At 67.4% G+C, this 15,274-nt stretch carries 14 protein-coding genes; 3 read left to right on the top strand and 11 right to left on the bottom strand.

Translation table 11 applies throughout. The features are described 5' to 3' along the window. Positions 1-265: 265 nt before the first annotated feature. The 5 genes from ung to rhlB form a co-directional block, all read right to left on the bottom strand. Complete coding sequence (gene ung / locus ACM0PB_RS04650) at positions 266-979, bottom strand: uracil-DNA glycosylase (RefSeq protein ID WP_005419723.1); 714 nt, start codon at positions 977-979, stop codon at positions 266-268. Continuing rightward, on the bottom strand, positions 976-1,818 hold the full coding sequence (locus ACM0PB_RS04645; protein ID WP_005411271.1) for a response regulator: 843 nt from the start codon (positions 1,816-1,818) through the stop codon (positions 976-978). The genes ung and ACM0PB_RS04645 overlap by 4 nt, the downstream gene beginning before the upstream one ends. Positions 1,819-1,825: 7 nt before the next feature. Beyond that, on the bottom strand, positions 1,826-2,773 hold the full coding sequence (ftsX, locus tag ACM0PB_RS04640; RefSeq protein WP_005419726.1) for a permease-like cell division protein FtsX: 948 nt from the start codon (positions 2,771-2,773) through the stop codon (positions 1,826-1,828). Between the two features lie 3 nt (positions 2,774-2,776). Further along, positions 2,777-3,463, bottom strand: a complete 687-nt coding sequence (gene ftsE / locus ACM0PB_RS04635; RefSeq protein WP_005419728.1) for a cell division ATP-binding protein FtsE — start codon at positions 3,461-3,463, stop codon at positions 2,777-2,779. A 138-nt stretch (positions 3,464-3,601) separates the two neighbouring features. Further along, positions 3,602-5,326, bottom strand: a complete 1,725-nt coding sequence (gene rhlB / locus ACM0PB_RS04630; protein WP_414604735.1) for an ATP-dependent RNA helicase RhlB — start codon at positions 5,324-5,326, stop codon at positions 3,602-3,604. 509 nt (positions 5,327-5,835) lie between these two features. Between rhlB and trxA the strand changes: the two genes are divergently transcribed. The 3 genes from trxA to ACM0PB_RS04615 all read left to right on the top strand — a co-directional run bounded on the left by trxA (position 5,836) and on the right by ACM0PB_RS04615 (position 9,926). Next, the gene (gene trxA / locus ACM0PB_RS04625) at positions 5,836-6,165 is read left to right on the top strand and encodes a thioredoxin (RefSeq protein WP_005411275.1); all 330 of its coding nucleotides are present in this window, start codon (positions 5,836-5,838) and stop codon (positions 6,163-6,165) included. A 228-nt stretch (positions 6,166-6,393) separates the two neighbouring features. Further along, positions 6,394-8,142 (top strand): transcription termination factor Rho, encoded by a 1,749-nt coding sequence (gene rho / locus ACM0PB_RS04620; RefSeq protein ID WP_053498291.1) that lies wholly within the window; start codon positions 6,394-6,396, stop codon positions 8,140-8,142. 209 nt (positions 8,143-8,351) lie between these two features. Further along, entirely contained in the window at positions 8,352-9,926 is a 1,575-nt protein-coding gene (locus tag ACM0PB_RS04615; RefSeq protein ID WP_005419756.1) for a sensor domain-containing diguanylate cyclase, read from the top strand. Positions 9,927-9,965: 39 nt separating this feature from the next. On the opposite strand, the gene ACM0PB_RS04610 is transcribed toward ACM0PB_RS04615, so the two are convergent. The 6 genes from ACM0PB_RS04610 to ACM0PB_RS04585 all read right to left on the bottom strand — a co-directional run bounded on the left by ACM0PB_RS04610 (position 9,966) and on the right by ACM0PB_RS04585 (position 15,154). Beyond that, positions 9,966-10,868 (bottom strand): energy transducer TonB, encoded by a 903-nt coding sequence (locus ACM0PB_RS04610; RefSeq protein WP_414604736.1) that lies wholly within the window; start codon positions 10,866-10,868, stop codon positions 9,966-9,968. A gap of 80 nt (positions 10,869-10,948) precedes the next feature. After that, the gene (gene aceK / locus ACM0PB_RS04605) at positions 10,949-12,679 is read right to left on the bottom strand and encodes a bifunctional isocitrate dehydrogenase kinase/phosphatase (protein ID WP_005419759.1); all 1,731 of its coding nucleotides are present in this window, start codon (positions 12,677-12,679) and stop codon (positions 10,949-10,951) included. Between the two features lie 146 nt (positions 12,680-12,825). Then, positions 12,826-13,185, bottom strand: coding sequence for a hypothetical protein (locus ACM0PB_RS04600; protein WP_005419760.1), 360 nt, complete (start codon positions 13,183-13,185; stop codon positions 12,826-12,828). A 53-nt stretch (positions 13,186-13,238) separates the two neighbouring features. Further along, entirely contained in the window at positions 13,239-13,655 is a 417-nt protein-coding gene (locus ACM0PB_RS04595) for a roadblock/LC7 domain-containing protein (RefSeq protein WP_065178842.1), read from the bottom strand. Beyond that, entirely contained in the window at positions 13,648-14,196 is a 549-nt protein-coding gene (locus ACM0PB_RS04590) for a GTP-binding protein (protein ID WP_065178843.1), read from the bottom strand. The genes ACM0PB_RS04595 and ACM0PB_RS04590 overlap by 8 nt, the downstream gene beginning before the upstream one ends. Continuing rightward, the gene (locus tag ACM0PB_RS04585; protein ID WP_065178844.1) at positions 14,189-15,154 is read right to left on the bottom strand and encodes a hypothetical protein; all 966 of its coding nucleotides are present in this window, start codon (positions 15,152-15,154) and stop codon (positions 14,189-14,191) included. Before ACM0PB_RS04585 ends, ACM0PB_RS04590 begins: the two co-directional genes overlap by 8 nt. Between the last annotated feature and the right edge of the window lie 120 nt (positions 15,155-15,274).

Below are 15,274 nucleotides of genomic sequence, written 5' to 3'. Positions count from 1 at the left end.
AGCAGTCCGGGATTTGGACTGCTAAAGGAGGAAAAAGTTCCAGCATCCTATTGATGCAACACTGGTCCCAAACAGAGCCCTACCGTAGCGCGATTTGATGACAGTGGCGAGCATGCTTTTCGGGATTCACAATCCCTTGGAATTCAAGCAATTACCTGGCAGAAACCGGCCGATTTCAGTCAAGCGGAGCTGAACGGGCCGTTCTGCAGACCCATTCAGGCCCGGAGACGTTGCCCGGTGTTCAGGCCCAGCAGCCCGACGGTGCTCAGAGCGCCGAACGCGGCGGCAGCGACCAGTCGATCGGGGCCTGGCCGCGGCGCTGCAGGTACTCGTTGGCCATCGAGAAATGCCGGCAGCCGAGGAAGCCACGATGGGCCGACAGCGGCGACGGGTGCGGCGACTTCAGCACGCGATGGCGACGGGTGTCGATGACCTTGCCCTTCTGCTGCGCATAGGCGCCCCACAGCATGAACACCAGGCCTTCGCGTTCGCGGTTGAGCACATCCACCACGTGATCGGTGAAGCCCTCCCAGCCACGTCCCTGGTGGGCACCAGCCTTGCCCTCTTCCACCGTCAGCACGGCATTGAGCAGCAGCACCCCACGTTGCGCCCACGGAATCAGGCAGCCGTGGTCCGGGCGCGGGATGCCGAGATCGCTCTCGATCTCCTTGTAGATGTTCAGCAGCGACGGCGGCACCGGCACGCCCGGCGGCACCGAGAAACTCAGGCCATGCGCCTGGCCGCGGCCGTGATACGGGTCCTGCCCGAGGATCACCACCTTCACCTGCTCGAACGGCGTGGCGTCGAACGCGGCGAAGATCTGCGGGCCGGGCGGGAACACCGCCGCGCCACTGGCCTTGCGCTGGCGCAGGAAGCTGGACAGCTCGCGCATCTGCGGCTGCAGCAGGTAATCGCCGACATGCTGCTTCCAGCTCGGTTCCAGCTGGATCGTCGGGGTGTCGGCTACTTCATCCATCATCGAATCAGGGGTCCATCGTTCAATCGGGCCAGGCGCAGCTGGAACAGCACCTTGGTGACCAGCAGCCGCTCTTCGATCGGCTTGAGCACCAGGTCATTGGCACCGGACTGCAGCAGCCCGGTCTGGTTGTGCGGGTTGCCGTCACCGGTCATCACCAGCACCGGCAGGCGGCGCTTGCCGTAACCGAAGTCCACGCGCACGCGCTGCACCACGTCGCGCCCGCTCAGTTCGCCCTTCAGGGTGACATCGGTCAGCACCAGATCGATGCGGTGGCGGCTGCGGCCCAGCGACTCGGCAGTGAGCAGGGTGAATGCCTCTTCGGCGCTGACCACGTGCAGTACGTTCAGCTGCTGCCGCTCAAGCATGCGCTTGGTGGCCTCGGCCACCACGCGGCTGTCCTCGATGTAGAGGATGGTGGCGCCGGGGATGGTCTGCGGCTGCACATAGCCACGGATGAAGGTCGCCAGTGCCTCATGGCCCAGCGCCTTGTCGAAATAGTCGGTGACGTACTCGGTGAAGCGACGCTGCTCCAGGTGCTGCTGGGCATCGCCGGACACAACGATCACCGGCACATAGGCCTGGCCGGCGGCTTCGCGCACCATCCGCGCCAGCGCCAGGCCGTCGCCATCGCGCAGGGTCAGCGAGGTCGTCACCAGGTCCACCGGGCCTTGCGCCAGCGCCTGCTGCGCATCCTCGATGCTGTCGCAGCCGATCACCTCCACGCCCGGCAGGTCACGCTGCAGGACATCGGCGATCAGCTTGCGGACCAGCTTCGAACCATCGACCACCATCACCCGCGTCGCGGGCCCTTCAAGGTGCTTCAGCGCTTGCGGTTGCATGCCGGTCTCAGGTGTCGGTCGGGCGGGTCTGGCGGAGGAAGTGGCCGGTCACCAGCCAGGCGCCCAGCCAGCCCAGCAGCAGTGTGCCGACCAGGACCAGGCCGCCGTGCAGCAGGTCCAGGCCATGCAGCACGAACGGGCTGCCGTAGCTGCGCGAGAGTTCGGCCAGCGGCACGCGCAGGGCGGCACCGGCGGCGCCGATCAGGGCCAGCGCTACCGCGCCGGCGCCCAGCCCGTACCACGCGCCCAGGTACAGGAACGGGCGGCGGATGAAGCCATCGCTCGCGCCGAGCAGCTGCAGCACACCGATCTCTTCGCGACGGGCCTGGATGTCAAGGCGCACCGTGTTGCCGACCACCAGCGCGGCGCCCACGCCGAGCAGCACCGACAGCACCTGCACCAGCCGTGCACCGAACGCCAGCCAGGCGTCCAGGCGCTGGCGCCACAGCGCATCGTGCTGCACCAGGTCGGCCTCGGGCAGGCTTTCCAGCGCGCGTGCCAGGCGTGCGTCGTCCTTGCCCTGGCCCGGGGTGATCACCAGCAGCGAGGGCAACGGATTGTCGTTGAGCGCATCGATCGCCTCACCGAGGCCGGCATCGCGCAGTTCCTGCAGGCCCTGCTCGGGTGTGCGCACATTCACTTCGGCCACGTCATCGCGGTCGCGCAGCTGGCCGGCCAGGCGAAGCGCACCGGGACCATCGATGTTGCCCTTCAGGAACACGTTGATGTCGCGCGACTGCTGCACGCTGCCGGCGAACTGCTTGAGGTTGTCCAGCGCGATCGACAGCCCCAGCGGCAACGCCAGGGCCAGCGCCATGACCATCACGGTCAGCAGGGTCGCCCACGGCTTGCGGCAGGCGCGGCCCAGGCTGAACACCACGCTGTGCACGTGGTGCTGGAACCAGACGCCCACGCGCGACGGGGCGGCGGCTTCGCTGTTTTCGTTCTTCGCCATCGGTTACTCCGCCAGGTCCTGCGGCGAGATGTCATCCACCAGCCGGCCGTGGTCGAGGATCAATACGCGCTTGCGCATGCGGCGCAGCAGCGGCAGGTCGTGGCTGACCACCAGCACGCTGGTGCCGCGCGAGGGCAGCTCGGCGAACAGGGCCATGATCTCCGCTGCCAGGGTCGGGTCGAGATTGCCGGTCGGCTCATCGGCCACCAGCAGCTTGGGCTCGCCGACGATGGCACGGGCGATGCCGACGCGCTGCTGCTCGCCGGCCGACAACTGCGAGGGCAGTGCCTTCTCACGATGGCCCAGGCCCATGCGCTCGAGCACTGAACGCACGCGCTTGTTGATGTCGCCACGGCGGGTACCACGCAGGATCAGTGGCAGCGCCACGTTCTCGGCAATCGAGCGGTCCATCAGCAGGCGGTGGTCCTGGTAGACCGCCCCCACCGCGCGTCGGTGGCGCGGCACGTCGCCGCCGCGCACCTTCAGCAGGTTGCGCTCGTCGAACACCACCGCGCCACGGCTGGGCCGCTCGTCGAGGTGGATCAACTTGAGCAGCGTACTTTTGCCCGCACCGGAATGGCCGGTGACGAACAGCATCTCGCCCGGCGCGACCTCGAAGCTGACATCGGTCAGTGCCTCGTGGCCACCGGCGTACTGTTTGCTGACATTGTCGAAGCGCAGGACACTCATGCCCCGATTATGCAGGACCGGCGCGACGGCGTGGAGATGGTCACGCCATAGGTAGTGCCGGCCGCTGGCCGGCAGCTTCGTGGGTTGCCGGCCAGCGGCCGGCACTACCCTGCCCCATGGGGCACCCCCATCGGCGGATCAGTTGCCCGACAGCATCCGGCGGATCTTGCGGCCGATGCGGGTCAGGAACGAATCGCCGGTATCGGCGGCGGTACGCACCGGCTTGGCCACCACCTGCACCGGGGTCACCGGGCTCGCGCCGTTGCCGGCGTTGGCCTGCACGCCCTCGGCACCCTCGACCGGACGGCCATGGCGACGACGACGGCGCTTGCGCGGCTTGTGCTCACCATCCACGGCACCTTCCGGTGCGCCTTCGGCGCGCGGCGGGCGCGGCGGACGCGGGGCCGTGGCGGCGGCGCCTTCAGCACCGGCGACCGGGGCGGCAGCGCCCTGCTCGCCTTCCACGCGCGGCTTGCGCGGGCCGCGCGAACGGCGTTCGCCGCTGCGCTCGCCGTCACGGCCACCACGACCACCACCACTGCCGGAACGACCGCCACTGCGGCCACCACCCCGACGCTCTTCCTCGGCGGCGCGGGCTTCGCGCGCTTCACGGAAGATCTGGCCGACGCTTTCGTTGTCCTCGCCTTCCTCGCCTGCAGCCGGGGCCGGGCGTTCCGGGCGCGGCAGCGGCGTCAGCAGTTCCTTGGTGACCGGCTCGGAGGGAATCTTCTGCTCGATGTAGGCCTCGATGTCCGGCAGGCCCATCGCGTAGCGTTCGCAGGCGAAGCTGATCGCATCACCTTCTTCACCCAGGCGCGCGGTACGGCCGATGCGGTGCACGTAGTCTTCGGCATCGAACGGCAGGTCGTAGTTGTAGACGTACTTGATGCCATCGATGTGCAGGCCACGGGCGGCGACGTCGGTGGCCACCAGGATTTCCAGCTGGCCCTTCTGGAAGCGGTTGAGCAGGCTCTCGCGCTTCTTCTGCGGCACATCGCCGGACAGCACGCCGACACGGTAGCCGGCCTTCTCCAGCGAGCGGGCGACGCGCTCGACGAACACCTTGGTGTTGACGAACACCATGGTCCGCGCGCCTTCGCTGCGCGACAGCAGGCCCAGCAGCAGCGGGATCTTCTCGTCGTCGGCCGGGAAGTAGATGCGCTGGCGCACGCGGGCAGCGGTGATGGTCTCGGCTTCGACCACCAGCTTCTGCGGCTCGTTCATGTGCTCGTAGGCCAGCTCCAGCACGCGATGGCTGAGGGTGGCGCTGAACAGCAGGGTCTGGCGGATGGTGCGTTCCGGCATGCGGCGCAGCAGGAAGCGGATGTCCTTGATGAAGCCCAGATCGAACATGCGGTCGGCTTCGTCGAGCACGCAGATCTCGCAGGCATTCAGCGAAACCACCTTGTGCTGCTTGACGTAGTCGATCAGGCGGCCCGGGGTGGCGATGATCACGTCCACACCCTGCTGCAGCAGCTCGCGCTGCTTGTCGTAATCCACGCCACCGTAGACCAGGGCGAAACGCAGGCCCAGGTCGGAACCGAACTTCACCGCATCCTTGTGGATCTGGATGGCCAGCTCACGGGTCGGGGCGAGGATCAGGGCGCGGGGGTCTTCCGGCTTGCGGTCGGCCAGCGCCGGACGGGTCAGCAGGCGGTTCACGACAGCGACCAGGAAGGCCAGGGTCTTGCCGGTACCGGTCTGGGCCTGGCCGGCAACATCACCACCGGGCAGCGCGACCGGCAGGGTCAGCGCCTGGATCGGGGTGCAGCGGGTGAATCCGGCTCCTTCAAGGCCGGCCTGCAGGGCCGGATGCAGCTCGAAGGAGGAAAAGGTCAAATCGGTCAGCGGTTTGTCGCTCATGAGTCCGTCTTGGTATGGCCGCCGGCCCTTGGGGCGGCTGGCACTTCAGCGTCTAGGGGAACCGTCGCAAACTGCGGCCCCTGCGGCGGGTTGGCAGGCCGGGACCCCTCGGTCCGTGCGCCGCACAATGTCCCAGTTTAACGCACTCGGGCAGGCAAACCGGAATGCGGTGTCTCACGGCACCCGGAGACGCCACCTTCACCCAGCCACACTGGACTTGAACGGCCCGGTCTGGGGCGCTGGTGTCGCGCACTGCCAGCCCCATGTACAGGAGGACAGTGAAATCCGACACATACCGGGCATCGAAGCGATCACGATACGCTGGGTTCCAGACGGCGCCTGTCCCTGCCCCGCGATAGGGGTACACTGCCGGCCGTGAGCGTCCAGGCATCCCGCCGAACGCACCGCGGCAGTGCGCCGCGAGGCAACGACGAGGGTCGCGCCACCGGGCAAGGCCCAGTTCACCCACCTCCGGCATGGCCGGGTGCAATCCAAGACGAGAAACCAAGATGAGCGACAAGGTTGTACATGTCGGCGACGCCGACTTTGATAGCGCAGTACTGAATTCCAAGGAACCGGTGCTGGTCGATTTCTGGGCCGAGTGGTGTGGCCCCTGCAAGATGATCGCCCCGGCGCTGGACGAGCTGGCCGATGCCTACCAGGGCCGCGCCAAGATCGCCAAGGTCAACGTTGACCACAACCGTGCGCTGGCCGCGAAGTACCACGTGCGTTCGATTCCGTACCTGGTCGTGTTCAAGGATGGCGAGAAGGTCGGCGAGCAGATCGGTGCGGTGGGCAAGGCCCAGCTGGCCGGCCTGCTGGACAAGGCCCTGGCCTGATCCTGCCGGTCTCCGGCAGCCGCCGAGCGCGGCTGCCGGCGGGCGCACCACGCCCATGATGAATGCTGTTCCCGGCGACCCTTGCATGGCGCCGCAGGCCGATGATAGTGTCGGCATATCCGGCCGCGTTCGCGTGCCGCACCCTCTGGACGCAGTTTCTTCCAGACCCATTCCCAACGTTCGCCGCCCCAGCCGGGCGCTCGCACCGTCAAGCGAGGAATAACGCTCTTGTCCGATAACACTTCCGAAACCGGCAGCGCTGATGCGCCCGCCGAAAAGCGCGTGCGCAAGCCCCGCGTGAGCAAGGCCGCCGCCCCGGCAGCCGCAGAAACCAGCGCCGCTCCGGCGCAGCCGACCCTGCCGCTGGCCGCCGCGCCCGAAGCACCGGCGCCGGCCGCAGCACCTGCGCCGAGCGCGCCCGCCGCCGAGGCCCCTGCCAGCAGTGGCGGTGGCGAGGGTGGCGAGGGCCGCGAATCCGGCCAGCCGCGGCAGCAGAATCACCAGGGGGGTGGCCAGAACCAGGGCCAGAACCCGTACAACCAGAACGGCCAGCAGGGCCAGGGGCAAGGTCAGGGCAACCGCCGCGACCGCTTCCGCAACCGCCGCGACCGTGACCGCAACAACCGCTTCCGCGACGATGGCATGTCCAATGACGGCGGCGAACAGCAGCCGTTCGTGCCGCGCCCGCACGCCAACGTGCCCGAGGGCTTCCCGGTGTACTCGCTGAGCGACCTCAAGCGCATGCCGGCACAGAAGCTGCTGGAAATCGCCGAGCAGCTGCAGATCTCCGAAGGCGTGGCCCGTGCCCGCAAGCAGGACGTGATCTTCGCCCTGCTGAAGGTGCTGACCCGCCACGGTGACGGCGTCGCCGCCGATGGTGTGCTGGAAATCCTGCCGGATGGCTTCGGTTTCCTGCGCGCGGCCGAAGCCAGCTACCTGGCCGGTCCTGACGACACCTACATCTCGCCCAGCCAGATCCGCCGCTTCAACCTGCGCACCGGCGACCACATCTCCGGCCGCATCCGCTTCCCGAAGGACGGCGAGCGCTACTTCGCGCTGAACATCGTCGACACCATCAACGGCGAGCCGATCGAAGCGTCGAAGAACAAGGTGCTGTTCGAGAACCTGACCGCACTGTTCCCGCGCCGCCGCTTCACCCTTGAGCGTGGCAACGGTTCGTCGGAAGACATCACCGGCCGCATCCTCGATCTGATGGCGCCGCAGGGCAAGGGCCAGCGCTCGCTCATCGTGTCGCAGCCGAAGGCCGGCAAGACGATGATGATGCAGCAGGTCGCCACCGCCATCACCACCAACCATCCGGACGTGCACCTGATCGTGCTGCTGATCGACGAGCGCCCGGAAGAAGTGACCGAAATGCAGCGCACCGTGCGCGGCGAGGTCATCAGCTCGACCTTCGACGAGCCGGCCGCGCGCCACGTGCAGGTGGCCGAAATGGTCATCGAGCGCGCCAAGCGCCTGGTCGAGCACAAGAAGGATGTGGTGATCCTGCTCGACTCGATCACCCGCCTGGCCCGCGCCTACAACAACGTGGTGCCGAGCTCGGGCAAGGTGCTGACCGGTGGTGTGGACGCCAACGCCCTGCACCGCCCGAAGCGCTTCTTCGGTGCCGCGCGCAACGTGGAAGAAGGCGGCAGCCTGACCATCATCGCCACCGCGCTGGTCGACACCGGCTCGAAGATGGACGAGGTGATCTACGAAGAGTTCAAGGGCACCGGCAACAGCGAAGTGCACCTGAGCCGTCGTATCGCTGAAAAGCGCGTGTTCCCGGCCATCGACATCAACCGTTCCGGTACCCGCCGCGAAGACCTGCTGATCGAACCGGAACTGCTGCAGAAGATCTGGATCCTGCGCAAGCTGCTGCATCCGATGGACGAAATGGCCGCGATGGAATTCCTGCTGGACAAGATGAAGAACACCAAGTCCAACGACGAGTTCTTCGGTTCGATGAAGCGCTGATCCACGCCATTGCATTGAAGAGAACCTGCCGCCCGCTGCGGCAGGTTTTTTTTCGCCTGCAGGGCGACCTGTTTCACTTTGCCGCCGCTGACTTTTGGCGATAATTCGCCCCATACCCTGCCCGGCCCCAAGGGCGTGGCCACCGATTCCCGCTGTCGCCCCTTCCGGAGAACCGGTCGGGTCCAGCCTCCTGCCGGATCCGTCGACGCATGCGAACGCTGTCCCCCCGCCTCAACCTGGGCAAGCTGATCCTCGCCCTGGCCCTGCTCAGCGCCATCATCGCCCTGGCCAATACCCTGCTGGCCAGTTACCGCGTGCAGCGCGACCAGCTGGTCGGCAACACGCTGGAGGCCAACCGCGTCTATGCCACCAAACTGGCCGAGACCACCCAGAATTTCCTGCTGGCCGCGCAGCAGGAGCTGGCCTACGCCGCCACCCGGCTCGGCCAGAATGATCTCGATCCGGCACAGGCCCAGGATGAAGCCAGCCGGCTGCAGCTGCAGACCAACAGCTTCAACTCCTCGCTGGTGGTCGACGCCGACGGCCTGGTGATCGCCACCTCGCCGCAGACCCTGCAGCTGCAGGGCGAGATCCTTCACAGTGCCGGCAACAACGCCGCACTGGCCGCGCGCCAGCCGATGATCAGCGATCCCTACCAGTCGACCACCGGCAAGCTGCTGGTCTCGCTGTCGCACCCGATCTTCGATCGCCAGGGCCGCTATCGCGGCTACGTCAGCGGCACCCTCTACCTGCGCCAGCGCAGTGCGCTGCACACGCTGCTGGGCAAGCACTACTACCGCGACGGCTCGTACCTGTACGTGGTGGACCGCAATGGCCGCCTGCTGTACCACGCCGATGGCAAGCGGGTCGGCGACTACGTGGTCGGCAACCCGGCGGTGAAGGCAGTCGTGCGCGGTGAACGCGGTGCGCAGCAGGTCCGCAACAACCTGGGCGTATCGATGCTGGCCGGCTATGCACCGGTGCCGGCCACCGGCTGGGGCATCATCGCCCAGCGGCCGACCGAGGCCACGCTGCAGCCATTGTCACGGTTGATGACCGCGGTGATCTGGAATGCGATCCCGCTCGGCCTGCTGTCACTGCTGGTCACCTGGTGGTTCGCCCGTCGCATCTCGATGCCGCTGTGGCAGCTGGCGCGAAACGTGCAGGGTGGCGAGGACACCGGCAACGCGATCAGCCACGTCAGCGGCATCCGCGCCTGGTACTTCGAGGTGGCCCAGCTCAAGCAGGCCGTGCTGCACAGCTTCAACGCGCTGCAGGACCGCATCGGCACGCTCAGCCGCGCCAACCGTACCGATCCGCTGACCGGCCTGCTCAATCGCCGCGGCCTGCAGCAGGCGCTGGATGCGCTGCAGGTGCAGGGCATTCCGTTCGCGATCCTGGCGCTGGACATCGATCGCTTCAAATCGATCAACGACAGCCATGGCCATGACGTCGGCGACGCGGCCATCGTCCATATCGCCGACCAGATGCGCCGCTACTCGCGCGACAGCGACATCCTCTGCCGTGCCGGCGGCGAGGAATTCCTGCTGCTGTTGCCGGGCATCAGCACCGACTCTGCGCGCCAGGCCGGCGAGCGCCTGCGCCAGCACATCGCCGATCATCCGTTCGAGCCGGTCGGCACCATCACCGTGTCACTGGGCGTGGCCCACTTCCCCAGCTTCCATGTCGATGCCGAGCAGGCGCTGCGGCTGGCCGACAAGGCCCTGTACATGGCCAAGGAACAGGGCCGCAACCGGGTGGTGGTCTACCCGTACGCGGACTGAAAAGCGGCCGGCCTGGCCGACCGCTTCACCGCGCCGGGCTCAGCGTTGCGCCAACGGTGTCAGCAGGCGCAGGCCGCGCTGGGTGCCATCGACCATGTACACGCCCCCGGCCGGCAGCAGATCACTGCCCGCCTGTTCGACGGCATCCGGCTTGCGCCACGGTGCGGCCTGGCGTGGGCCGGGGATGTAGGCACGCCAGCGGCCATAGCGCTCCGGCTGGGCATTGCCGTTGCTGCCGGCGTCGCTGTTCAGGGCGAAGTTCACCGGCACGCGTACGGTCCAGAAGTCGCGCGTGCTGTTCTCGCCGGTCGTGGGCGGGACGAAGGTCCACTTTCGGGCGCCGCTGATGCTGGCCTTGGCGAGCAGGTCGCGCATCTTGGCCAGGGTCCGCTCCGGCGCGACCACGGTCATGTTCACCTGTTCGGCAATGACGTCGGCCACGGTCCCGTCGCGGGCCACCTTGACCAGCAGCAGCACATCACCCTGCCCGCCACTGCGGAAGACATCCTCGGGGTAGCGCGGTGGCGGCATGTTCTTCCGGGTCACCGAATCGGTAGCCTTCGGGTCATACTCACTGAAGTCGACACTGGTCATGCTGACCTGGTAGCTGCCGTCGTCCTGCTGCTTGCCACGCAGGCGCACCCGCAGTGGTGCGTGGACCGCCACCGGCTTGCCATCGCGCAGCGTCGGCTCGAACTGCCATCCACGGATGGTGCCCTCCACGAACGATGCAATACCCGGTGCGAGCATCGCCTTCTGGTCCAGGACCAGCGCGCTGACCGAGCCGTCGGCCGCCACATCGATACTGCCCGACAGCGCCATGCTCATCTCGGCGGTGGCGCGCACGGCGCGCGCGTTCTGGGCGACGGCCTCGGATGGCAGCAGCGGGGCACCTGCGGAGAACGCCAGGGCCAGCGCAAGGAACAGGGGGGAACGCATCATTGCCGGATCCGTGGTGATGAAGTGAGCACCGAGCGTACCGCAATCCTGACCGGACCGGCACGTGCTTCACGCCACGCCGTTCAGGCCAGGCGATGGGCCGCCGCGTAGGGCGGCGTATCCGGATAGTTCCCCTCGGCGAAGCGCGCCTGCAGGTCCTGCCACCACGCCGGATCGAACAGGTGCCGGTAGTGCTCCCTCACCGCCGCCAGTTCGCTGGCGGGCAGCCCCATGAACGGGCCGAAGCGCTCGGGAAACACGTCGCGTGGACCGACATGGAACCAGGGTTCATCGGCCATGGCTTCCTCCGGCGTACGCGGCTGCGGCCATGCGCGGAACACGCAGTCGCTGACCAGGCACAGCTCGTCGTAGTCGTAGAACACGGCCCGGCCATGCCGCGATACGCCGAAGTTCTTCGGCAGCATGTCGCCGGGGAAGATGTTGTTGCGCGCCATGTCGGTGATCGCCTGCGCATAGTCGAGTACCGCTGCGCGCACCGCCTCGCCCCCCTGCTCGCGCAGGTACAGATTCAATGGCCGGAAACGGCGCTGCACGTAGCACAGTGCGACTTCCACATGGTCGCCATCGACCCGCACGGTCTGCGCGCATTGCTGCAGCAACTCCTCCAGCAAGGCCGGTGCGAAGCGATCGCGCGGGAAGCGCAGGTGGCGATACGGCTGCGCATCGAGCAGGCGGCCGACACGGTCGAGGTTGAACACCAGCGCGTACTTCTCTTCCACCTGCCGCCGCGACATCGCCTTGGGCCAGGCGAAGCGGTCGCGGATCAGCTTGAACACCAGCGGATAGCTGGGCAGGGTGAACACCGCCATGACCATGCCCGGCGTGCCTTCGGCGGGCACCAGCCGCTCCTGCGGATGCTCGTTGAAGTGGCGGAAGAAGGTGCGGTAGCGCTCGGTCTTGCCTTGCTTGGCACGGCCCAGCACGGTGTAGATCTCATCGATGGGCTTGCCCGGCAGCAGGCTGCGCAGGAACACCACCGCATCGCCCACCGTGGCAAGGTCGGCCTGGAAATAACTGCGCGACACGCCGAACAGATGGGCGACGTCGCGGCGCCGGGTCAGCACCGCGTCGGCACGCAGTCCACGCTCATCGTTGACCAGTGCGATCACGCAGGGTGAGAAGCGGTGCTCGCCGAACACGCGGCCCACCAGATAGGCGCGGCGCTCGCGATAGAACACGGTGTCGAGCAGCTCGATGCTGCGCACCGGCGTATCGCCCCAGTGGGCCAGATCGTCCTGCAGGCGCACGGCGATGGCCGCCGCGCAGCGCAGCTGGTGCGCATACGGAATGTCGAAGCGGTAATCGGCCAACACGCGCTGCAGGGCCTCCACCGGCCGCGTGGGTGAAACCGCGTAGGTATGCCGCGCAACCGGATGGGTGATCGCATCGGACGGCTCGACGTCAAAGGCGATGAACTCCAGCGCCGGGTCCACGCCACGGGTGGAGAACAAGCGCCGCGACAGCGTGTTGTAGAAGGTCTTGTACAGTTCGGCATCGATCAGCCCCCGCAGCAATGCGCTGTAGCGTGCATGCACCTGCAGCCACAATGCGCGCTCCCCGATTGCTTCGCCGGCAAGGCGCCGCAGTGCATCCATCTGTTCGGCAATGCACAGGTCGTACAGCGCGATGCGCTCGACTGCATCCTGGCGCGCAGCCGCCCAGTCGCGCTGCTCGAAACGCTGCCGCGCACGAGCGGTGATCGCCGCAAAGCGGGCGTGGTACTGCTCGAAGCCAGCGTGGATGGCGCCAGCGATGCGCGACGCCAGCTCGGCATCGATATCAGGCTCGGACATGCAGGACTCAGCCGGGAGGACCGGCTTCACCATACGCTGGCGTGTGCAATGGCGTCGAGTGCGAAGGTAGTGCCGGCCGCTGGCCGGCAGCACCTGGACCGTCGATGGATCGATGCAGACGCCGGCCAGCGGCCGGCACTACCGGCTCAGATCGCCAGTTCGGCCTCCACGTCCTGCACCTTGCGTCGGGCCAGTGCAAGGTTGGACTTGGTCCGGTCCAGCACGATGTAGAAGAACAGTCCCTTCTTCTTCGCGACCGGTCGCATGATGTGGTACGCCTTGCCCAGCGAGATCAGGATATCCTCGATGCTGTCATTGAGGTTCAACGAGGCGGCGGTCTTCATCTTGGCCCGGATCACTTCGGTGTTGCCGGCAGCGGCCACCTCCATGTCCATGCCGGCACCGGCTTCGCCCAGCAGCATGCCGCTTTCGTAGTCGACCAGCGCCACTGCCTGCGCGCCGTCGATGCCCATCAGTGCGTTCAACGATTCATTCAATCCAGCCACGTCGCACCCCTTGTCGATGTTGGTTCGAGCCCCTCGTTCCCCTGCGGCCGGGCTCACGATCCGCCGAGTTCGGCCAGGATCGCCTGGCCACATTCCCTGCTCTGCCACAGCACCTGGCCGATCACGCTGCGCTGGTCGCAGGCCGCCATCAGCAGCAGCGGTGCACGTCCCTCGGCCTGGATCGCCAGCATCAGCACCTTCCCGCCCATCGCTTCCAGCATCAGCGTCTGCAGATCGCCCAGCAGCAGTTCGCGCCCCACCGCTGCGGCCAACGCCAGCATCGCGCTGGTCATCGCCGCCAGCCGTTCGCCGCGTCCTTCGGCACCGGCGCTGACCAGGGCAAAGCCATCGACGCTGGCCAGCACCACCGTGCGCACGCCCTCCACCCGCTGCTGCAGGTCCTGCAGCAGCGGCTGCAGGCGCTCACGCTGGCCCGCATCGGGCAGTACCGCCATCTGCCCGTCACCCATGCGCGGCCACCAGTGCGTGTGCTTCCATTTCGCTCATCAGTACATCCATCAGCAGCAGTCCCTGTTCGCGGTCACGGGCATCCACGGCCAGTAGCGGCAGCGGCTGGTCATCGAGGCAGGCACGGGCGGCCCAGTCATCCAGCGCCGCCTGTGGCGCCTGGTCCAGGTGGGTGACCGCCACGACCAGTGCCAGGGATGATGCGAACGGCTGCAGCACCTGCAGGTAGTCCTGCAGCTCGCTGGCAATGCCGACGCGACGTGCGTCCAGCAACAGTACCGCGCCCCGTGCACCCTGTAGCAGGATCGGCCACAGGAAATCGAAACGCTGCTGGCCGGGCGTTCCGTACAGACGCAGGCGTTCTCCGTTGGGCAGGTCGATGTCTGCATAGTCCAGCGCGACGGTGGTGGAGGCCTTGTCGGCACCGAGGCGATCACTGTTGGCCACATCGGTGTCGACTACCGCGCCGGCCGCGATGCTGCGCACCAGCGTCGACTTGCCGCTGCCCATGCCGCCCAGCACCACCACCTTGTGCTCACGCATTGCGCTCACTCCCGCGCAGGTGCCGCCACAGGCGGGCAAGCAGTCCGTTGTCGGTGCGGGTGCCACCGGTCGCCATCATCGGCGCCGCCGGGGCGGCCTGCAGCTGCGCGTAGCCACACAGGTAGGCCGCGTGGATGAAATCGCGAACGGCCGCCGCCGGCAGCTCAAGCAGCATCGCGCATTCTTCAACCGTACAGGCGCGCTTGAGCAGCAACGAGCACAGGCGGAATCCATCGTGGTCGTGCCCCAGGACGCGGAAATCCGGCCAGCGCAGCAGCTTCACCGAAGCGCCGCGCAGGCGTTCGTCCAGTGCCTGCCAGTGGCGGCTGCGTTGCGCCCATTGCCACAACAGCGGCCGCAGCGGCTGGCGTGTTCGCTCACCAGCCAGCGCCTGCAGGCGCATTGGCGTCAGTGCATCCAGCTGCAGGCGTTCGAAAGCATCGGCCAGGCGCTCCACCAGCGCGCTCGCGGGTTCCTGCAACAGCACGGCCTGGTCGTGCTCCAGATCCATCAGCAGCAAAGGCTCGCCCGCATCACTCAACAGTGCCTGGCCATGGCGCAGCGGCAACCGCTCGCGCAGTAGGCGGGTAATGGCGTGTGCGCCATCGGCCAGACGTATCAGCGCGGGTGCGGGCATGGCCAGGGGCTCCGGTGCCAACTGCATGCGACGCAGCGCGCGGCCGATGGCACCGTCGTCGAGCACATCCTGGTGTCCGTCGCCGTCGCGCAGTTGGCCGCCGTTGTCCTCGATCCAGCATTGCAGGCGCGGTCGCTGCTGGCGCATGCGCTGGGCCGCGTTGCGCAGTGCCGGGGTATCGCGGATGACCAGCAGGTCGCAATCGTCCAGGTCCCGGCTGCGGCGGACCTGGCCGTCCGGCAGTGCCGACGCCAGGCGCAGCCGTTGCAGCAGGGCCTTCTCGCCCTGGATGTCGGTTCCCACTACCAGCACGCGTGCCATCCGTGTCCCCGGGCGACCACCTCCCCGGTGGTCTCGCGTCGCCAAGGCTAGGGCATCGCCAGCGGCAGCCGTCGTGATCGACTGCTCAGATCGGGAGCGGTTGCAGGCGGTGTCCGATCG

The organism is Stenotrophomonas sp. AR029 (assembly GCF_047520695.2).
Lineage (GTDB): Bacteria > Pseudomonadota > Gammaproteobacteria > Xanthomonadales > Xanthomonadaceae > Stenotrophomonas > Stenotrophomonas sepilia.
This window is presented reverse-complemented; position numbering and strand designations above follow the sequence as displayed.